The organism is Bradyrhizobium sp. B025 (assembly GCF_042257955.1).
GTDB classification, from domain to species: Bacteria; Pseudomonadota; Alphaproteobacteria; order Rhizobiales; family Xanthobacteraceae; genus Bradyrhizobium; species Bradyrhizobium diazoefficiens.
Genome location: NZ_CP170150.1, coordinates 2135937 through 2154267 on the forward strand (window position 1 = coordinate 2135937; position 18331 = coordinate 2154267).

Annotated in this window: 19 protein-coding genes, 1 pseudogene and 1 riboswitch; of the genes and pseudogenes, 7 read left to right on the forward strand and 13 right to left on the reverse strand. The window is 65.2% G+C overall.

The annotated features are described in order from the left end of the window. Window positions 1-10 precede the first annotated feature (10 nt). On the reverse strand, window positions 11-499 hold the full coding sequence (locus ACE10W_RS09930; RefSeq protein WP_011085414.1) for a sigma-70 family RNA polymerase sigma factor: 489 nt from the start codon (window positions 497-499) through the stop codon (window positions 11-13). Window positions 500-671: 172 nt separating this feature from the next. On the opposite strand from ACE10W_RS09930, the gene fabI reads away from it, so the two are divergent. The 4 genes from fabI (at window position 672) to ACE10W_RS09950 (ending at window position 4637) form a co-directional block, all read left to right on the forward strand. Further along, a complete protein-coding gene (gene fabI, locus ACE10W_RS09935) occupies window positions 672-1487 on the forward strand; it encodes an enoyl-ACP reductase FabI (RefSeq protein WP_011085415.1) in 816 nt (271 codons plus the stop codon). A gap of 12 nt (window positions 1488-1499) precedes the next feature. Beyond that, window positions 1500-2099, forward strand: coding sequence for a histidine phosphatase family protein (locus tag ACE10W_RS09940; RefSeq protein ID WP_011085416.1), 600 nt, complete (start codon window positions 1500-1502; stop codon window positions 2097-2099). Between the two features lie 178 nt (window positions 2100-2277). Beyond that, window positions 2278-3366 carry a chorismate synthase gene (aroC, locus tag ACE10W_RS09945; RefSeq protein WP_011085417.1) on the forward strand — a complete coding sequence of 363 codons (1089 nt, stop codon included), beginning with the start codon at window positions 2278-2280 and terminating at the stop codon, window positions 3364-3366. Between the two features lie 80 nt (window positions 3367-3446). Further along, the gene (locus tag ACE10W_RS09950; RefSeq protein WP_304551291.1) at window positions 3447-4637 is read left to right on the forward strand and encodes an adenylate/guanylate cyclase domain-containing protein; all 1191 of its coding nucleotides are present in this window, start codon (window positions 3447-3449) and stop codon (window positions 4635-4637) included. A gap of 74 nt (window positions 4638-4711) precedes the next feature. On the opposite strand, the gene ACE10W_RS09955 is transcribed toward ACE10W_RS09950, so the two are convergent. Both ACE10W_RS09955 and ACE10W_RS09960 read right to left on the reverse strand, forming a co-directional pair. Next, on the reverse strand, window positions 4712-6016 hold the full coding sequence (locus tag ACE10W_RS09955; RefSeq protein WP_304551292.1) for an FAD-dependent oxidoreductase: 1305 nt from the start codon (window positions 6014-6016) through the stop codon (window positions 4712-4714). 35 nt (window positions 6017-6051) lie between these two features. Then, the gene (locus tag ACE10W_RS09960; protein ID WP_304551293.1) at window positions 6052-7062 is read right to left on the reverse strand and encodes an ABC transporter substrate-binding protein; all 1011 of its coding nucleotides are present in this window, start codon (window positions 7060-7062) and stop codon (window positions 6052-6054) included. 233 nt (window positions 7063-7295) lie between these two features. Here ACE10W_RS09960 and ACE10W_RS09965 point away from each other — a divergent pair, with 233 nt between their 5' ends. Continuing rightward, window positions 7296-7535, forward strand: a complete 240-nt coding sequence (locus ACE10W_RS09965; RefSeq protein ID WP_011085421.1) for a LysR substrate-binding domain-containing protein — start codon at window positions 7296-7298, stop codon at window positions 7533-7535. A gap of 4 nt (window positions 7536-7539) precedes the next feature. On the opposite strand, the gene clpS is transcribed toward ACE10W_RS09965, so the two are convergent. Genes clpS through ACE10W_RS09990 form a run of 5 tightly spaced genes read right to left on the reverse strand, consistent with a single transcriptional unit; the run spans window position 7540 to window position 10286 of the window. After that, a complete protein-coding gene (clpS, locus tag ACE10W_RS09970; RefSeq protein WP_011085422.1) occupies window positions 7540-7845 on the reverse strand; it encodes an ATP-dependent Clp protease adapter ClpS in 306 nt (101 codons plus the stop codon). A gap of 44 nt (window positions 7846-7889) precedes the next feature. After that, a complete protein-coding gene (locus tag ACE10W_RS09975) occupies window positions 7890-8231 on the reverse strand; it encodes a DUF190 domain-containing protein (RefSeq protein ID WP_011085423.1) in 342 nt (113 codons plus the stop codon). Window positions 8232-8233: 2 nt separating this feature from the next. Beyond that, window positions 8234-8662 (reverse strand): CrcB family protein, encoded by a 429-nt coding sequence (locus ACE10W_RS09980; RefSeq protein WP_011085424.1) that lies wholly within the window; start codon window positions 8660-8662, stop codon window positions 8234-8236. 6 nt (window positions 8663-8668) lie between these two features. Then, entirely contained in the window at window positions 8669-9058 is a 390-nt protein-coding gene (gene crcB, locus ACE10W_RS09985) for a fluoride efflux transporter CrcB (RefSeq protein ID WP_304551294.1), read from the reverse strand. A 19-nt stretch (window positions 9059-9077) separates the two neighbouring features. Beyond that, on the reverse strand, window positions 9078-10286 hold the full coding sequence (locus ACE10W_RS09990; protein WP_304551295.1) for an MFS transporter: 1209 nt from the start codon (window positions 10284-10286) through the stop codon (window positions 9078-9080). 129 nt (window positions 10287-10415) lie between these two features. Next, window positions 10416-10493, reverse strand: a riboswitch (Fluoride riboswitch). Window positions 10494-10744: 251 nt separating this feature from the next. Here ACE10W_RS09990 and ACE10W_RS09995 point away from each other — a divergent pair. Further along, the gene (locus ACE10W_RS09995) at window positions 10745-11602 is read left to right on the forward strand and encodes a DUF1194 domain-containing protein (protein WP_011085427.1); all 858 of its coding nucleotides are present in this window, start codon (window positions 10745-10747) and stop codon (window positions 11600-11602) included. A 44-nt stretch (window positions 11603-11646) separates the two neighbouring features. On the opposite strand, the pseudogene ACE10W_RS10000 reads toward ACE10W_RS09995, so the two are convergent. Both ACE10W_RS10000 and ACE10W_RS10005 read right to left on the reverse strand, forming a co-directional pair. Next, a pseudogene (locus tag ACE10W_RS10000) lies at window positions 11647-11736 on the reverse strand (IS5/IS1182 family transposase); the annotation flags it as partial. 21 nt (window positions 11737-11757) lie between these two features. Continuing rightward, a complete protein-coding gene (locus ACE10W_RS10005) occupies window positions 11758-14706 on the reverse strand; it encodes an autotransporter outer membrane beta-barrel domain-containing protein (RefSeq protein ID WP_304553713.1) in 2949 nt (982 codons plus the stop codon). Window positions 14707-14891: 185 nt separating this feature from the next. Here ACE10W_RS10005 and ACE10W_RS10010 point away from each other — a divergent pair, with 185 nt between their 5' ends. Next, the gene (locus ACE10W_RS10010) at window positions 14892-15527 is read left to right on the forward strand and encodes a hypothetical protein (protein WP_028175344.1); all 636 of its coding nucleotides are present in this window, start codon (window positions 14892-14894) and stop codon (window positions 15525-15527) included. A gap of 39 nt (window positions 15528-15566) precedes the next feature. Here the strand turns inward: ACE10W_RS10010 and ACE10W_RS10015 are convergent, their stop codons facing one another. The 3 genes from ACE10W_RS10015 to ACE10W_RS10025 all read right to left on the reverse strand — a co-directional run bounded on the left by ACE10W_RS10015 (window position 15567) and on the right by ACE10W_RS10025 (window position 18242). Then, window positions 15567-16340 (reverse strand): enoyl-CoA hydratase/isomerase family protein, encoded by a 774-nt coding sequence (locus ACE10W_RS10015; RefSeq protein ID WP_304551296.1) that lies wholly within the window; start codon window positions 16338-16340, stop codon window positions 15567-15569. Between the two features lie 54 nt (window positions 16341-16394). Continuing rightward, the gene (locus ACE10W_RS10020) at window positions 16395-17036 is read right to left on the reverse strand and encodes a carboxymuconolactone decarboxylase family protein (protein ID WP_304551297.1); all 642 of its coding nucleotides are present in this window, start codon (window positions 17034-17036) and stop codon (window positions 16395-16397) included. 147 nt (window positions 17037-17183) lie between these two features. Next, a complete protein-coding gene (locus tag ACE10W_RS10025) occupies window positions 17184-18242 on the reverse strand; it encodes a class I SAM-dependent methyltransferase (protein WP_028175341.1) in 1059 nt (352 codons plus the stop codon). Between the last annotated feature and the right edge of the window lie 89 nt (window positions 18243-18331).

Here is an 18331-nt window from a genome sequence, read left to right on the forward strand (position 1 = left end):
AACCCTGCCATCATTTCACCCGCCTGAGCGCCGGGCGCTCACCCTCCAGCGAGGCTTTGACGTGGGCGCGGGCGCGTGCCAGGCGCGACATCACGGTGCCGATCGGCACGCCCTGGATGTCGGCGACCTCGCGGTAGCTCATGCCCTCCAGCATCACCAAAAGCAGCACCGAGCGCTGCTCCTCGACCAGCGTTGCCAGCGCCTTCTCGATGTCGCGTCCCTCGGCTTCGGTCCCGCTGGCGTCCGGGTTGTTCTCCGTCAGCTGCATGAATTGCGGCCGCCTTGCCAGCGAGCGTCGCCGGTTCTTGTTGAGGTTGGTCAGGATCGTATAGAGCCAGCTCCTGACGTCGCCTCCGAGAAACAGGCGCTCCGAACGCAGAGCGCGCACCAACGTATCCTGCACCAGATCGTCGGCCGCATCCGCATCGCGCGTGAGCGCGCGGGCGTAGCGGCGCAACGCCGGGATCATGGCTTCCACACTTTGGCGAAACGCGCTCATTGCCGCCTTGACGTCCTGGTGTTCGGCGCAAGCGCCTTACCCATCATAACACCCGAACGGAACGGCTATTCCGGCGCTCGAAACAGCGTTAACGCCGCGTATTAGGACTGTACCGCGAAGGAGGGCTGGTGTACCTCCAGACCTCAACGAGAGCTCGACGGGACGTTCAAAAATGGCGCAGAATTCAGGTCTGATGCAAGGCAAGCGCGGGGTGGTCCTCGGCGTTGCCAACAACCGCTCGATCGCCTGGGGTATCGCCAAGGCATGCCACGCAGCGGGCGCCGAGCTCGCCTTCACCTATCAGGGCGATGCGCTGAAGAAGCGCGTCGAGCCGCTCGCCGCCGAGATCGGCGGACTCGTGCTCGGCCATTGCGACGTCACCGACGCTGCGACCATCGACGCCGCCTTCGCGGTGCTGAAGGAGAAGTGGGGCAAGATCGACTTCCTGGTGCACGCGATCGCCTATGGCGAGCAGCTCGACGGCCGCTACGTCGACACCACGCAGGAGAATTTCTCCAAGTCGATGTTGATCTCCTGCTACTCGTTCACCGCCGTGGCGCAGCGCGCCGAGAAGCTGATGACCGACGGCGGTTCGCTCATCACGCTCTCCTACTACGGCGCCGAGAAGTGGATGCCGCATTACAACGTGATGGGTGTCGCGAAGGCGGCGCTGGAGGCGAGCGTGCGCTATCTCGCCGCCGACCTCGGCGAGAAGAACATCCGCGTCAACGCGATCTCGGCCGGGCCGATCAAGACGCTCGCGGCCTCCGGAATCGGCGACTTCCGCTATATCCTGAAGTGGAACGAGCACAACGCGCCGTTGCGGCGCAACGTCTCCACCGAGGACGTCGGCGGCAGCGCGCTGTATTTCCTCTCCGACCTCTCGCGCGGCGTCACCGGCGAGGTGCATCACGTCGATTCCGGTTACCACGTGCTCGGTATGAAGCGCCCGGACGCGCCGGATATCTCGCTCGGTGGCAAGGACTAGCCTTTAGCTGGAATGCCCGTGCCCACGATCTACTATCTTCGCCATGGCGAGACCGAGTGGAATGCGCTCGGGCGGCTCCAGGGCACCAGGGACGTTCCGCTGAACGCGCGCGGCCGCAGCCAGGCCGTGCAGGCCGGCGGCATTCTCGCCGATCTGTTCAAGCGCGACGGCCGCGACAAGGCGGCGCTGCCCTATGTGTCGAGTCCGCTCGGCCGCGCGCGCATGACCATGGAACTTGCGCGCGGCATGCTCGAATTGCCCGTGGCCGACTATTCGCTCGACGATCGCCTGCGCGAGATCGGCTACGGCGTCTGGGAAGGGCTGACGCTGGCCGAGAGCGAGGCGACCGATCCCGAAATCTATGCCAGGCGCCTTGCCGACAAATGGACGGTGGGCCCCGTAGGCGGGGAGACCTACGCCGATGTACAGGTCCGCGTGCGGGCCTGGTACGATCAGCTCCGGACCGACACCGTCGCGGTCGCCCATGGCGGGACCTGCCGGGCCCTGATGGTTTCGCTTGGCCTGGAGACGCCGGCCAGCGCCGCCGAGCTCTATATCGAGCAGGGCGCCGTCTACGTGTTCCGGGACGGGCGGCTGGAGAAGTTTAGTTAAGCCAAGTTTTCGTCATTCCGGGGCGATGCGCAGCACCGAACCCGGTGCGCCCTTGCGCACCTGAGAATCTCGAGATTCCGGGTCTGGTCCTTCGGACCATCCCGGAATGACAGGGAGTGTGCGGGTTTGACCCCCGGCCCCCCGCGCGTTACCACACGCCGGAACCGAGCGAGCACCAATGTCCTTCAACACCTTCGGCCACATGTTCCGCGTCACGACCTTCGGCGAGAGCCACGGGGTGGCGATCGGCTGCGTGGTCGATGGCTGCCCGCCCATGATCCCGCTCACCGAGGCGGACATCCAGGGCGATCTCGACCGCCGCCGGCCCGGCCAGTCGCGCTTCACCACCCAGCGCCAGGAGCCGGATCAGGTGAAGATCCTGTCCGGCGTGATGGCGCATCCGGAGACCGGCGTGCAGGTGACGACGGGCACGCCGATCGGGCTCCTGATCGAGAACACCGACCAGCGGTCGAAGGACTATTCCGAGATCAAGGACAAGTTTCGGCCGGGCCACGCGGACTTTACCTACGAGGCGAAGTACGGCCTGCGCGACTATCGCGGCGGCGGCCGCTCCTCGGCGCGCGAGACCGCGACGCGCGTTGCCGCCGGTGCCATCGCGCGAAAGGTGCTGCCCGACGTCAAGGTGCGCGGCGCGCTGGTGCAGATGGGCCCGCACAAGATCGACCGCGAGAAGTGGGACTGGGACGAGGTCGCCAGGAATCCGTTTTTCTGTCCGGACAAGGACAAGGCTGCGTTCTTCGAAACCTATCTCGACGGCATCCGCAAGAGCGGCTCCTCGATCGGTGCGGTGCTCGAGATCGTCGCTGAAGGCGTGCCGGCGGGCCTCGGTGCGCCGATCTATGCCAAGCTCGATTCCGATCTGGCGGGTGCGATGATGACCATCAATGCCGTGAAGGGCGTCGAGATCGGCGCCGGCTTTGGCGCGGCTGAGCTGACCGGCGAAGAGAACGCCGACGAGATGCGCACCGGCAATGACGGCACGCGCTTCCTGTCCAACCACGCCGGCGGCGTGCTGGGCGGCATCTCCACGGGGCAGCCGGTGGTGGTGCGCTTCGCGGTGAAGCCGACCTCGTCGATCCTCCAGCCTCGCCTCACCGTCGATCGCCAGGGCGCCGACACCGAGATCATGACCAAGGGCCGCCACGACCCCTGCGTCGGCATCCGTGCCGTCCCCGTCGGCGAAGCCATGATGGCCTGCGTGCTGGCGGATCACTTCATCCGAGACCGCGGGCAGGTGGGACGCTAGAGCGGGGTGAGGCGTTAGTGTCGCGGTACCAGCCCACCGCGCAGCTTGACGTCCCCAGAACTTCGTCCGCAAATGCGGACATGCAAAACTCCGAGCTCCAGCGCATCACCAACTGGCTGATCGACGGCGCGAGGTCGTCCGGGACCCCGGCCGAGATGATCGCCGACGTTTGCGAGCATCTGGTCGCAGCTGGCCTGCCGCTGTGGCGGTTCGGCATCTTCATCCGTACGCTGCATCCCGAAATCTTCGGCCGCAACTTCATCTGGCGGGAAGGCCAGGAGGTCGAGATCGGCACTGTCGATTTCGAGATCCTGGACACGCCTGAATTCGCACGCAGCCCGCTGCGGATCGTGTTCGAGGAGGGGCTGGAGGTCCGGGGACGGATGGACGACCCCGACAGCAAGCGGTTTCCGTTCCTCGACGACATGCGCGCCGAAGGCGTGACCGACTACCTCGCGATGCCGATGCCGTATCTCGACGGCTCGATCCACGCAACGAGCTGGACCACGCGTCACCCCAGCGGATTCAGCGACGACGACGTCGCGGCGATCCGGGCCATGATGGCGCCGCTCGCGCGCGTCAGCGAGATCGTCAGCCTGCGCCGTACCGCCGAGATGCTGCTCGACACCTATGTCGGTAACCGCGCCGGCGCGCGCATCCTCGGCGGCCAGATCCGCCGTGGCCACAACGACACCATGCAGGCGGCCATCTGGCTCTCTGACTTGCGCGGCTTCACCGCGTTGTCGGACCGGCTGCCGGCCGAGACCGTGGTCGAGATCCTCAATCAGTATTTCGACTGCCAGGTCACCGCAATCCGGGGCCATGGCGGCGAGGTGCTGAAGTTCATGGGCGACGGCCTGCTCGCGGTGTTTCCAATCGACGAGTATGTCGGCGATGCCGCCCATGTCTGTTCGCGCGTGCTGGAAGCCGCGCGCGAATCCCGCGCCAGCGTCGAGGCGCTCGCCTTTCCGGTCGGCGACGTCGTCGAGCGCTTCCGCTTCGGCGTCGCGCTGCATGTCGGCCACATCCTCTACGGCAATATCGGCGGCGGCAACCGGCTCGACTTCACCTGCATCGGCCCTGCCGTCAATCTCGCGGCGCGGCTGGAGAAGATCGCCGGCCGGCTCGGCCGCACCGTCGTGGTCTCGGAGGTCTTCGCGAACGCCTGCCGCCACGACTGGCGCGAGCTCGGCGAATTTCCGATCGCGGGGTTTTCGAAGGCGCAGCGCGTGTATGGGCTGACCGAAGAGACGCCGGTGGTGATGGCCTAAGGGCGTTCAGACCGACGATCGCGCCGGTCGGCTGAGCAGAGAGCTGCGGCCGCCGCTCCTGGCTGCTGCGCGCCTCAGTCCGTCCGCTCCAGATTGTCATGCACGCGCCGCTTCAGTGCATCGATGTCGATCTGATGCACGCTGCCGCTGCCGGCGAGGTCGAGCGCGTGCGCAGCGGCGGCGCCCATCGCCATGCAGGGGCCCATCACCCGAACGCTGGAGAGTGCGGCCTTGTCGGCATCGATGCAACGGCCGGCGGCGACGATGTTGTCGGCTTCCTGCGGCGTCAGGCTGCCGAACGGCACATAGTGGACGTGGTCCTTGTCGAAGACGTGCCAGTGATGGCCGGAGCCGTGGTCGTGCAGTTCGATCGGCCACGCCGTGCGGCCGATCGCGTCTTCGAATTTGGTGCCGGCGCGGACGTCGTCGACCGACAATTGCTGGCGGCCGACGATCCAGCGCGTCTGGCGGATCCCGGGAAAGCCATAGGCGCGGATGCGCGCCTTGCCGAAGCAGGCGGGGAATTCGTTCCTGAGGAAGGCAAAGGCGCGATCGGCCTGGTCCTTGCCCTCGATGCCCTTGCGGCTCGCCTCTAGCGGCTCCAGTGGCGTCTCGACATGGGTCATGTTCATGGCGGCAACGCCGCGCCCGGGAATGACGAAGGACAGGCCCTCGCGCCGCAACAGGCCGTAGTCGCCGGCCTTCTCTCGCATGCGCGCCGGCAATTCCTCCCGGCTCGGCACCTTGCTCTCGTCGATATTCTCGACGATCAGCATTTGCGTGCCGTAGATCGGGCCGTCGTCCGGCTCGCGGCAGGCAAAGCCCGCCTGCCACACCAGCGCGGCGTCGCCGGAGGCGTCGACGAAGCCGTTCGCCTCGACCTCGACGTCACCGTAGCGGGTGGAGAGATCGATCCCGGTCACGCGCCGACCGGCGACGCGGACGTTGCGCATCACGGCGCCGACGATCACGGTGACGCCGGCCGCAAGCATCGCCTTCTCGACCCAGCGTCCGAGCGCGACCTCGTCGTAGTAGACGACGGTGGTGTGCGGCCCGCGGCGGTAGAACAGCGCGTTCTCCTGCGCACCGAGGTCGCCAAGGAGATCGTCGGCGATGCCGTGGGTGAACTGGTAGCCGTCGCTGCCGTTCGAGAACAGGCCGCAGAAGGTGCCGATGATGGAGTTGACCGCCTGGCCGCCGAGCGCGGGCAGGCTGTCGACCAGCACCACCTTGCGTCCGGCACGCGCGCCCTCGATCGCCGCCGACATGCCGGCAGCACCCGAGCCGACCACGCAGATGTCGGCGACGACGCGCGAGGGCTTTTGGTTCGCGGCACGCCGGACGATTTTGGTGCCCGCGGTGACTTCGCTCGCGCTCATGGGTAGCTCCGTGTTCTTGTTGTCGTTGTCGTCAGTCATTTCGGCGCCGTCGGCCGGTCCGGGACGAAGGATTTGTCGATGATCTTCTCGGCATCGATATCGGGTTCGATCATCTTCTGGCGCTTGAACCAGGCGATCTGACGGGCGATGTCGGCGCTGTCGAGCGCGGGGTCGACGACCGACAGCCCGATGCGGAGCTGCTCGACCTTCTGCTCGGTGTATTTGGAGATGATCGCAAGCATCGCGTCCCCCTCCTCGCTGCGGACGAATTTGCCGTCCGCATCGCGTTTCAACAGCACGCGCACATAGTCGTCGGCGCCGCGGCGGTAGACGGCCAGCACCTTCTCGACCAGCTTGCGGTTCTTCTCGATCGTCGCGGTCGAAGCCACGACGCAGCCGAGCATCCAGGGCGTCTCGTCGCCGACGAAGCCGAGCACGATCGCGTCGCCAGAGGCGACCACCGGGCTGATCGTGGTCGTGGCGGTGAGCGCCGCGTCGAGCTGGCCGCCCTTGATGGCCGCGGCGACATTCGGCAGCGACTGCAGCGGAACGACCCGGACGGAGGTCACGTCGAATTTCAGCTTGTCGGCGATCAGGCCGAGCGAATAATGGAAAGTGGAGCCGACTTGCGTGATGCCGACGGAATGGCCGGGCAAGTCCTTCAGCGTCTTCAGGCCCGAATCATAAGCGCGCTTGGAGGCGACGTAGGCCGTGTTCTGGAAGCCGGGTGCCTCGCGCGCCGTGCCGGCAACCACCTTCAGTCCGCCCTTGCCCGCGAGGTTGTAGAAAGCGGCCGTGAAGCCGGTGAAACCGATGTCGATATCGCCGGACACGCTGGCTACCGCGATCGGCACGGCGGCATCGAAGAATTTCAGATCAGCCTCGATCCCTTCCTGCTCGAAATAGCCGCGCTCCTTGGCGAGGAACAACGGGGCTGCCGAGGAGAGCTTCAACAGCCCGATGCGGAGCCTTTCGCCCGCTTGCGCCATGCCGGTGGTGAAGAAGGCGATCGCCACCAGCGTCAGGACCAGTCGGCCTCTTGTCACGAAGCTTCTTATTGATATGCCCACGTCCGTCGTTTCCCGCTTTGCTTATTGTTCGGCCTGCGCCGGTTTTGCGGCATTGTCGGCGATCCCCGGCGGGAATGCAAAGTCGGAAAGCGCGGATGGCTTATTCCTCCGGCTCAGTCGTCAAAAGCAGTGGCGCGATGTTTCTGTGATCACCAGACGTCCCCCTCAATAAGCGACCTTCATCGCATCTTGCAAAACTTCTCGCCACCATGGTGCAGGCCGGCCGCGGCATGGCCTGGCTGCAGGAGAACCTCATCGCCGATCAGCTCGCATCGGGCGAACTGGTGAAGGCGGGCGGGCCGGAATGGGAGATTCCAATCGAGATCCATGTGTATCGTCCGAGATCGCGACTGACGCCTGCGGCGGAGGCGTTCTGGAAACACGTTCAGGAGCACCCGCGCCCGAGCACTGTGCGCAAGCCAGTGCGTTCCCGTCGCGGCCGGGGCTAGCGGCCTATTCCTCCGGCTCGGTCGTGAACAGCAGCGGATAGCCCTTGGCGCGGCCGGCGTCGGTGGCGCGGGTTGCCTTGGTCTCGGCGACGTCCCTGGTGAACACGGCGACCACGCAGGCGCCCAGCTTGTGCGCCGTGATCATCACCTTGTAGGCCTGATCTTCCGTCATGCGGAACTCGGCCTTGAGGATCATCGTGACGAATTCGCGCGGCGTGTAGTCGTCGTTGATCAGGATGACCTTGTGCAGCTTGGGCCGCTCGACCTTGGTCTTGGTTCTGGTTTTCGGCTTGGTGACGGCGTCGTTCATTCCGCCTCCTGGACACGGCGGGCTCTGGTTCCCTGCCGGAGCGATCAGCTCGCGGCTTTCTCACCATATTGCAGGACCTGCACCTTCTCCAAGGTGATCAGCCCGCTCGACATCATGCCATCCAGGATGGGCAGGAATGCGTTGATGTTGTCCTCGCTGTCGACGATTTCGATCAGCAGCGGCAGGTCTTCCGAGAGCCGCAGGATTTTCGAAGTATGCAGCCGGCTCGACTTGCCGAACCCCATCGGACCGCGCAGCACGGTGGCGCCGGCGAGGTGCAGCTCGCGCGCCTTCATCACGATCGCTTCATAGAGCGGCTTGCCGTCGAAATGGTCGCTCTCGCCGATGAAGATGCGGAGCGAAACAGCCTGATTGGGAATTTGCATGGTCAGCTCCTTTTCAAGCGGTTGTAGCGGCTCGCCATGATATGGCCGAGCCAGACCGACACCAGCCAGCAGACGACGGAGGATGCGACATAGGCCAGCGCGATGTATTTCATGCCGCCGTGGAACAGGCGGAATGTTTCCAGGCTGAAGGCCGAGAAGGTGGTATAGCCGCCACAGAACCCGGTCATGACGAACTGCCGGTGCTCGGGCCGTGCCAGCATCCGGCCGTCCGGGCCGGTCAGCGTCGCATAGAATCCGATGATCAGCGAGCCGGTCGCGTTGATGAACAGTGTCGCGAAGGGAAAGCCTGGACCGGTATCGAGCGCGAGCCCGACCAGGTAGCGCGTCAGGCCGCCGACGACGCTGCCGGCGGAAACCCAGGCATAGAGCATCGCGCTGCGCCAGCGCTCGGCGGAGGAGGGAACGTTCATCGGCCTCTACCCTCCAAGACCGTCAGCGAGCAGGAAGCCGCAGCTCACTGCGGCGAGGCACAGTCCAACCGAGAAGGCGACATTGCCGAGCGCGTGCATCGGCTCGCCGTTGCGGGCGAGCGTCAGCGTTTGCAGGCTGAACGAGGACACCGTGGTGTAGCAGCCGAGGAAACCGGTCACTGCGAACAGCCATGGATTGGGCGAGGCGAACATCGAGCCCGGATGGGTTGCCAGCGCGCCAAAAATGCCGATCAGGAAGCCGCCGGTGACGTTGATGGTCATGGTGCCCCACGGAAAGGTCTCGCCCAGCCGCCGCGCGACAGCGCCTGAGATGAAGTAGCGCGCACAGCCGCCGAGCACGCTGCCGACCACGATTGCGATCACTCCGCTCAGCACGACGAACGACCCCCCATCCTCATTTGCCCTCCGCTGCCAGCCCGTTGCCGACGGCGAGCAGCCCTACGAGCGACACCAGCGCGAAGCCGAGCCCTGCCAGGAACGTGCCGGCCGGACCATAGGCGTCCCACAGCGCACCGGCGATCACGCTCGCGGCCAGCAGTGCCAGGCCGGTGAACAGGTTGAAATAGCCGAATGCAGTGCCGCGCAAGCTTGGCGGCGCGGCGTCGGCGACGAGGGCCGAGAGCAGGCCTTGCGTCAATCCCATATGCAGCCCCCACAGCACGACCCCGAGCGCGAGGCCGCCGAGGCTCGGCAGCAGCGCGAGCGCGAGATCGGCGCCGGCGAGGAAGACGAGACCGAGCGCGAGCAGGCTGGTCCGGTTGATGCGGTCCGACAGCACGCCGGCCGGATAGGCCGACAGCGCGTAGACGATGTTCATCAGCACCAGCACCGCCGGCACCCACATCGCATTGAGGCCGATGTTCTGCGCGCGCAGGATCAGGAAGGCTTCGCTGAAGCGCGCCAGCGTGAAGACGATTCCGACCGCCACGACACGCCAGTAGACCGCTCCGAGCTGCCGCATCGCGGCGAGATTGAGCGGATTTTTCGCAGATTCCCGGCTCGGGTCCGGCTCCGGCTCGCTCACGGCAAAGGCGATCAGGCCGAAGGACAGAAAGGCCGGCAGCACGGCAACCCAGAACACGGCGGTAAAATTGTCAGCCGTCCACCACATCAGGCCGATCGCCGCGAGCGGTCCGACGAAGGCGCCGATGGTGTCGAGCGATTGGCGCAGGCCAAAGCTCGCGCCGCGCAGGCCGACGGGTGCGATATCGGCGATCAGCGCATCGCGCGGCGCGCCGCGAATGCCCTTGCCGACCCGGTCGATGAAGCGCGCCGCCACCAGCCATTCGACGCTGGGCGCGAGCGGGAATAGCGGCTTGGTGACGGCTGCCAGCCCATAGCCGAGCGCGGCAAGCAGCTTGCGGCGGCCGAGCCAGTCCGACAGCGCGCCGGAGAAGATCTTGGTGATCGAGGCCGTCGCCTCCGCAATGCCCTCGATGAAGCCGACCGTGAGCGTCGAGGCGCCGAGCACGGTGACGAGATAGACCGGCAGCAGCGCGTGGATCATCTCGGAGGAGACGTCCATCAGCATCGAGACGAAGCCGAGCACCCAGATCCCCCTGGGCAGCCCCGCGCGCGCAGCATTCGGTGTCGTCGTCGTCACGCCTTGGACTTCCCCTCGAACGTCCCCTTGGCCTTCACGTCCCGGCCTTCGCCTTCAGGCAACAAAAAACCCGCCATTGGCGGGTTTGTCCATGCTCCCGCCAAAGGCAGAGGCTCAAAAATTGCCCCACCTCAAGCAGGAGTCATCAGCCCATCACGGTCACCGACCGCCGGGCGGTTGTCGGGGGACTCCATCCCCATCTGTGCGGCCAGCCTAGCATGGAAATCACGCCGGACAAGTGGGCGGGGTGCGTGTCCGGTACTGTCATTCCGGGGTCGGCTCTTCGAGCCGCCCCGGAATGACGGAGCCTGTGGTCGCACGTGTTCCGATGACGCTAGCGCGGCAACACGGCGGCAGCTTTGCGTAATTCCTAACTCGAATGTGAAGCGCAGGCGATCTTCGCACTTTGCGGCAAGGCGATTGCATGTCACCATCGCGTCATACGACGGGAGACTGCGATGCGCTTGCTGTTCTCGATCGGGGCTGTGCTGGTGGCCGGCGTGCTTGCCGGGGGGGACGTCGCGGGCATCGCGGCACCAGGGCCGAAGTTTGAGCCGCCCAGGACTCAGCGGCTGGCGGCCGACAAGGATGCGCAGACGGTCGATGTCGAGCTGATCCTCGCGGTCGACGTGTCCTACTCCATGGACATGGACGAGCTGGCGATCCAGCGCGAGGGCTACGCGCAGGCGATCCAGTCGAAAGAGTTTCTCCAGGCGCTGAAGATGGGCCCGAACGGCCGGATTGCGGTGACCTATTTCGAGTGGGCCGCCTCGACCGACCAGAAGATCATCATTCCCTGGCGGCTGATCGACGGACCTGAGACCGCGGACGCGGTCGCCACCGAAATCATGAAGACGCCGATCCGGCGCGCCTCGCGCACCTCGATCTCCGGCGCGATCACGTTCGCGATGCCGCTGTTCGACGAGGATCCCTATCGGGGCTTGCGTCGCGTCATCGACATCTCCGGCGACGGCCCCAACAACAATGGCGGCCCGGTCACGGTGGCGCGCGACGCCGCGCTCGAGAAAGGCATCGTCATCAACGGCCTGCCGATCATGGTCAAGGAGCCGTCCTATTCGACCATGGATATCGACAATCTCGACTACTACTACGAGGATTGCGTCATCGGCGGTCCCGGCTCATTCGTCATCACGATCAAGGACCGCGAGAAGTTCAAGGAAGCGATCCGCACCAAGCTCCTGATGGAGGTCGCAGGCCGCGTGCCCGAGCGTCCCGTGATGCGGGTCGCCGACAAGGAGCCGCGCGTCAGCTGCCTGATCGGCGAGAAGATCTGGTCGGACCGCTGGGGACGCTAAGCGGCCTGGAACGTCACCGGGCGCGGCGGGGTCAGGCTCGCCTTCTAGGGCGCGGACTCATTGACGCGCAGCCAAGGCCTTATTGACGCAAGCTGGACGAAGGCCAAGTAGTTGACGGCAAGCTTGCCGGCGCGCCTCGGCTGCGAGCGCGTTATTTACCAGGTGAGGCGGAAGCCTCCAGTGCCCTTGTAGTTGCGGTTGTCCGAGCTGTTGTTGAGGCTCGCATTGTAGGAGACTTCGCCGAAGAGGGCGTAGCGCCCGTTCGCCCAGCTGTAGGTGCCGCCGCCGCCGATGCTGTCCCACAGCCGATCCTGCGCATTGACAAAACCGGTACCTGCGACATCGACATTGGTGCCGTTGAGAAACTCGTAACGCAGATTGGCGATGCCGTAGACATCGGATCGCACGATGCCCGTGCCGTCGCTCCATATCCTCTGATGATTGAGCGCAAGTCCGGCGCGGCCGAGCAGGCTGTCACCATCGCGCAACGACACCGGCGCGCCGAACCGATCGGCAAAGCTGTCGAAGGCGACCTTCGAATAGGAAAGCTGCGCCTGCGGCGTCAGCGACCAGCCGTTGCCGAAGCCGATCCGCTTGCCGGTTTCGGCGCTGAAGGCGTAGCCGAACCCTTCATTGCCGTGGGTCAGGCTGCCGGCCAGCACGGACGACAGATCGCTGCGATAGAACATCGACTGTGCCTGACCGTCGACATAGAAGCCGTTGTCGCCATACCAGGTCAGCGTGCTGCCGGCGCCCGTTCCCTCGACGCGAATACGTCCATTGCCGAAGAACGACGCGACATTGGCGGTCGTCAGGCCATATTGGGCGGTGAGGCCGACGAACAACCGGCCCCGTTCGTTCTCCAGCACAAGGCCATCGAGTCCTGTCTGCACTTTCAACTGGTCGGCCTTGTAGGTCGAGCCGGTGGTGTTGGCGGGCTGCAAGTCGGAATGGCCACCTTCGATGCGGCCCCAGAACGCCGTGGGCGCCGGCGAAGCCGCGGCTGTCAACGGCGCGGCACCGGCGCGCGCCATGGCGTCGCTGCCGCCCCAATAGCGGTTGCCGACGCGTTGCTGCAGCGTCGGCAGATCATTCATGCCAAGCAGCACTTGCGCATAGTTCTCGTAGAGCGGAACGCCCGGCTGATACAGCGGGCCGGGCGGTGCCGTCACCGGCGGATTGATCAGGCTCGAGCGCAGATACCAATCGCCGTCACCGGGTGTGGCGATGCCATTCTTCTGCAACGTATAGGCATAGGCGCCGCCGACCACGGCCTGCTCGCCGTGAAAGACGTAGCTGCCTAGAAGCGAAAAGCTGCCGTTGGACGCGCCGACCACGTCTATCACCTTGATGCCTTCGGTGGTCTGCGCGCCGGCGCCGCCGACATTGGTGACCCGGAGTGATGACGAGCCCGATGTGCTTCCTTGCACCCGCAACAGATCGGTCGGCGAGCTGTCGCCGCCGAGCCTGGCGTTGAGTTGAACCGTGCCGCCATTGCCCACGTAATTGCCGACCACGGTCAGCGTGGCTCCAGGGGCGCCGCCGAGAGTGACCGTGCCGGCATTACCGAGCGAGGTGAGCGTTTGATTAAAGCCGGCGAGGTCGAGTGTGCCGCCGGCGGCCACGTTGAAGGCCGACGCTGCGCTGAATGTATTCGCGGCTCCGGCGCGCAGGGTGCCGCCGTTCACATTTGTCGCGCCGGTATAGTTGTTGGCGCCCGACAGCGTCTGGGTGCCACCGGTAACGGTCAGGCCTCCCGTGCCGCCAATCACGCCGGCGAACGTGTCGCTCGCGTTTGTGATCGTCAGGTTCTTCGCGCCGAGGCTGACGCCGCCGCTGCCGGCGAGGCTCTGAATGCTGGTGCCGCCAGCGCTGATGCCGGAAATATCGAACGTCCCGTTGGTGACAACGCGGCTTGAATTGTTGATGGCGCCCGCACCGGTGAGCGCAAGGATACCGGCCTGGACCACGGTTTGGCCGGCATAAGGGCTGCTGGCGGCCAGGTTCAGAGTGCCGTTGCCGATCTTGGTCAATCCACCGGCGCCCGTGAAGGCGGAGGTGGCATCGGTGCCGACCGTGAACGCTCCGGTGTCGATCGTCAGCCCGCCCGCGAGGATGTTGAGCTTGGTTCCTGAAAATCCGTTGATGAAGGTCGCGTTGCTGGCAGTCGCCCGCAGGATACCATTGTCGAAATTGGCCTGGCTCGTCCCGGCCGCGCCCCGCAAGGATTGAGTTTCCAGTATGCCGCCGCCACTGATGTTGAGCGTGCCGGAAGATGAGGCGAAGTTACCCAGGACCGTGCCGGCTCCCGTAACGACAGCCCCGCCGTTTTGAATGTTAAGCGTGCCGACGCCTAGAAAGCCGACATAAAAAGTTGCAGCGGGGATGTTCCATTGCGACCCCGCACCGGTGACGGTCACGATGCCGGTGGCTCCAGCCGATATCCCGAGCCGCGATGAGCCGGTACTCGTCAACGTGCTGCCGTTCTGGATCGTCAGATTGCCGGCCGTTCCACCGCTGTTGCCAATGGACATAGTCCCCACCGAGACGTTGACCGGGCCGCTGACACCGAGGATCGTCTCCCTCTGCGGCGGCGCGCCCAGGATACCGATGTTGACGGTTTGACCCGGGATCGGAGGGGCTGCGGTCGTCCAGTTGCTCCCGGCCATCCAATCGTTGCTGGTCAAACCGGTCCAATTCGCCTGGGCCGAGGCTGATCGCGTGAACAGCGCCGATAGCACCACAACCAGCAAGCTCGCCAGGAGCAGGCGAAGCATTCGGGTTCGGCGGGTGCTGGCGGAACAATGCCGAGTCCGATTCGGACTCCTGCGAAGCGTGTCATCTGATTGCCGTCGGATGGTCGCAGCAGCCCCGATGCATTCGCGCATGCAGTATTCCAATTGCGTCCACACCGTTCGAGGGTGCGGATTGTCGTTGTCGTGTAGTCCACGAAGTACAACCACAACGCTAGGCGAGCAGAAGCGATCAGACAACAATCGAAACGTGCTTCTCAAAAGATGCATGCGGCGTGTGCCGTTTGCGCAACGAAAGACGCTTAACAAAGTTCTTTCGGGATCAGATCCGGTTGTCCGCCTCCCGGCCATTGACACGCGAGACTTACCTGAAATGAGACCATTTGCCCCATCTCGCCTTGCGGTTGAATTTAACCGACCGTTAACCGCCGCATGGCCCTAATCGGATTGTTTCCGTTTGCTTCCAGGTCTGTTCCGACATTGCTGTCCGGCGCACACGGCAGCGGATTCGCGAGACCTGTCCGCCGAGCAATCCAATGGCCATCGTCACATCGAGTACCAGCCAGATTTCGCCCGCGAACGAGCGGATCTTTCACCAGAGCGCTCTGGTCGGTGACTGGAAGGGCAATTGGGTGGGCAACAACCAGCCGGTCGGCTTCAAGGTCGTGAACATCCGCGGTGCGCGGGCGCAGGTCGAATACACCCATAACGGGCACACCGAGCGCGGCTTTGGCGAGGTCCAGGGCTCGCTTATCACCTTCGGCGGGGTCACCGTCGGCACCAAGGACGGCAAGAACATGGTGCTGCTGTTCTCTGCGGGCGGCGCCGGCAAGCAGACCGCCAATCTCGAGAAGCAGGCGCCGCCGGCCTCCGACAGCCGTCTCATGGGAAGCTGGGGCGGCTATTCCAGCGACAACGGCAAGAGCGCGAGCTTCAAGGTGCTCGCCGTCAACGGCAACGAAGCGCAGGTCAGCGTCACCACCGACGGCATCACCCGGCAGGGCACCGGCATCGTCTACAAGAACGTCATCATGTTCGGGCAGGCGCAGATTGCGACCGATGATGGGAAGAACGGCAAGGTCATCTACCAGGTCGGCACCAAGTCCTTCATGGTGCCGGTGACGAAATATCCACCGGCCGATTCATCGTCTTCGGTCGACAAGACCGCCTGAACGCTTCGCGTTCCCGACGCGCGCGGCGGCCGGCCGTCCTCACCATTTCGGTGCCCGTTTCTCCACGAACGCCCTCAGACCCTCCTGCGCCTCGTCCGACGTCGCGACGTTGCAGAAGTCGTCCACGGCGCTGGCAATGCTGCGCCGATAGTCGAGGTCGATCTGGCGCATGAAGGCGGCCCGGCCCATCCGCAGCACCGCGGCTGATTTCGCGGCGAGCTGCGCCGCGAGCCTCACGACCTCGGCCTCGAGCTCCGTATCTCCCACGACGCGGTTCACCACGCCGAGCTCGCGTGCCTCGGCGGCGCTGAAGACGCGGCCGGTGAACAGCAGCTCGAAAGCGCGGTGGCGCCCGATGATGCGCGGCAGATGCGCGTAGTGGATCGCGGGAATGACGCCGACGTCGATCTCGGGATAGCCGAACGTCGCGCTCTCGGATGCCAGCACCACGTCGCAGGACACCGCCATGGTCATGCCGCCGCCGCGGGCCGCGCCGCCGACCGCGGCGATCGACGGCTTTCCGAGACCGTACTGGGCGTCATAAAGGTCGATATAGAGCGCCTGGAGGAATTCGCGGATCTCGGCACCGGATTTGCCAAGCAGGATGTCGAGGTCGAGGCCGGCCGAAAAGCGCCTGGCGATCGCGCTCGCCAGCACAACCACGCGCGCATCCGGATCGTCGGCGGCGCGGCGCAGTGCCGCGACCACCGCCCGGATGACCTCGAGGCTCAGCGCATTGACCGGCGGGCGGTTGAGCGTGATGCGGGCGATGTTGCCCACGCATTCGTAGGCGACGGGGCTGTCAGATGTCACCGGGGTCTCCAGGCTTCTTGGGATCGTGCGGTATCAACCGCGGTTGCTGCGTGGCTATTTCGCAGCCAGCGGCGGCAGCGGGGGCACGCTGTCGTTCGGCGCTTCCGCCTGCATCGTGATCAGCGTCATCGAGACCAGGTCGTAATAGCCGATCAGGCCGATGACATCCATGATGCCGCGCTCGCCGAATTTTTGCTGGGCCGCGCGGTAGATATCGTCGGACACCTTCTTGTCGCGATAGAGCGCCATCGCGAGGTCGTAGAGCGCGGCCTCGTCGTCCTTCATCGCCTTCGGCCGCACGCCGTTGGCGACGTCCTTGGCGACATCAGGATCGAGCCCGGCCTTCATCGCAAGCGGATAATGCGCGAACCATTCATACTGCGCCGTCCATTGCCGCGCGGTGATCAGAATCGCGAATTCGCTGAGGCGCGCCGGCAGTGACGAATTCCAGCGCAGATAGTCCGACATCGCAGAGAGTTTTGGCGCCAGCTCCGGGTTGCGGATATAGGCGCGGTAGGGCGGGTTGGTGAATTTCGCGTTGCGCGGGGGCACCGCGATCGCGTCCGCCCATTCTCTCTGCGACGACGAAAGTTCGTCGGGTTTCAGCGGCACGAAGCGGGTCGGCTCGGCCGCGCGGCCGGCTTCCGAGGTCGCGATGGTGAACAGCACAGCCAGCGCCAGACCCAGATATCGCATCGTCATCCTCCCATTGCGGCGGACTCGCGCCGCCTGCTCGACGCCAACTTACGTTGCGGCGCGAGTGAGGCAAGGATGTCGGCACCGGGCGAGGCTGCGGTACGGGCATGGCCGCATGCCGCCTCCGTGCGCCCGGCGCGATCGAGATCAGATCCGCGCCTCCAGGATCAGGTTGAAGGGCGTCTCGGCGGCGCGACGGAAGCGCGTCAGGCCGCCTTCGCGGGCGACCTTGCGCAGCCTTGCTTCGCCCGCTTGTGCGCCCAGCGCCAGGCCGACCTCCTGGTCGAGCGAGGCCGGTGTGCAGATCATGGTCGACGCCGCATAGTAGACGCGACCGACCGGATTGAGATTGTCTTCGAGGCGGTCGCCCGCGAACGGCTCGACCAGCATGCAGGTGCCGTCCTTGTCCATGGCTTCGCGTACGTGGCTGATGGCGCCGACGGGATCGCCCATGTCGTGCAGGCAATCGAAGAAGCAGACGAGATCATAGCCTTCGGCCGGATAGGTCTTGGCCGAGTGAACAGCGAAGCTGACCCGGTCGCCCAGCTTGGCCTCATTGGCTGCCTTTCGCGCGGCCTCGATCGAGCCCTCGTGATAGTCGAAGCCGTAGAACCGGGAGTTCGGGAAGGCGTTCGCCATCAGCCGCGTCGAAACGCCATGCCCGCAACCGACGTCGGCGACCTTGGCGCCGCGCTTGAGCTTGTCCACCACGCCGTCGAGCGCGGGCAGCCACTCCTGCACTAGATGATGCATGTAGCCGGTGCGGAAGAAGCGGGCGGTGCCGCAGAACAGGCACTCGCTCCGCCGGTTCCAGCCGACTCCCTTGCCGGACTTGAATGCATCCGTAATTTTCGGCTCGTCGAGGAACGCCGCGGCAATGACATTGCCGACTGCGCCGAGGAACACCGGGCTGTCCTCGTCGGCAAGCGCCATCGCCTGCTCCGGCAACATCGAGAATTTTCCTGAAGCGGTATCATATTCGACGTAACCAGAAGCCGCCTGGCTCGACAGCCACTCGCGGACGTAGCGTTCGTTCGTCCCGGTGGCGCTTGCGAGTTCGGCAGAGTTCATGGGCCCCTTGGCGGCGAGGGCGCGGTAGAGGCCGAGCTTGTCGCCCAGCAGGACCAGCGATGCGTTCATCGCGGCCCCGACCTCGGTGATCATCTTGCCCATAAAGGCATTCAACCTGTCGGAATTGACCTCCATGACGACCTCCATGCTGTGTCGGGCATTTTCAAAGGTCAGCGCAAACTGCGCATTGCTGGATCGCACGAGGCTCTGGCGATCGCGATGAC

Coding starts and splice junctions, on each gene's coding strand:
- ACE10W_RS09930 (WP_011085414.1), bottom strand. CDS start 499: ATGAGCGCGTTTCGCCAAAGTGTGGAAGCCATGATCCCGGCGTTGCGC.
- fabI (WP_011085415.1), top strand. CDS start 672: ATGGCGCAGAATTCAGGTCTGATGCAAGGCAAGCGCGGGGTGGTCCTC.
- ACE10W_RS09940 (WP_011085416.1), top strand. CDS start 1,500: ATGCCCGTGCCCACGATCTACTATCTTCGCCATGGCGAGACCGAGTGG.
- aroC (WP_011085417.1), top strand. CDS start 2,278: ATGTCCTTCAACACCTTCGGCCACATGTTCCGCGTCACGACCTTCGGC.
- ACE10W_RS09950 (WP_304551291.1), top strand. CDS start 3,447: ATGCAAAACTCCGAGCTCCAGCGCATCACCAACTGGCTGATCGACGGC.
- ACE10W_RS09955 (WP_304551292.1), bottom strand. CDS start 6,016: ATGAGCGCGAGCGAAGTCACCGCGGGCACCAAAATCGTCCGGCGTGCC.
- ACE10W_RS09965 (WP_011085421.1), top strand. CDS start 7,296: ATGGTGCAGGCCGGCCGCGGCATGGCCTGGCTGCAGGAGAACCTCATC.
- clpS (WP_011085422.1), bottom strand. CDS start 7,845: ATGAACGACGCCGTCACCAAGCCGAAAACCAGAACCAAGACCAAGGTC.
- ACE10W_RS09975 (WP_011085423.1), bottom strand. CDS start 8,231: ATGCAAATTCCCAATCAGGCTGTTTCGCTCCGCATCTTCATCGGCGAG.
- ACE10W_RS09980 (WP_011085424.1), bottom strand. CDS start 8,662: ATGAACGTTCCCTCCTCCGCCGAGCGCTGGCGCAGCGCGATGCTCTAT.
- ACE10W_RS09995 (WP_011085427.1), top strand. CDS start 10,745: ATGCGCTTGCTGTTCTCGATCGGGGCTGTGCTGGTGGCCGGCGTGCTT.
- ACE10W_RS10005 (WP_304553713.1), bottom strand. CDS start 14,706: ATGGCCGGGAGGCGGACAACCGGATCTGATCCCGAAAGAACTTTGTTA.
- ACE10W_RS10010 (WP_028175344.1), top strand. CDS start 14,892: ATGGCCATCGTCACATCGAGTACCAGCCAGATTTCGCCCGCGAACGAG.
- ACE10W_RS10020 (WP_304551297.1), bottom strand. CDS start 17,036: ATGCGATATCTGGGTCTGGCGCTGGCTGTGCTGTTCACCATCGCGACC.
- ACE10W_RS10025 (WP_028175341.1), bottom strand. CDS start 18,242: ATGGAGGTCAATTCCGACAGGTTGAATGCCTTTATGGGCAAGATGATC.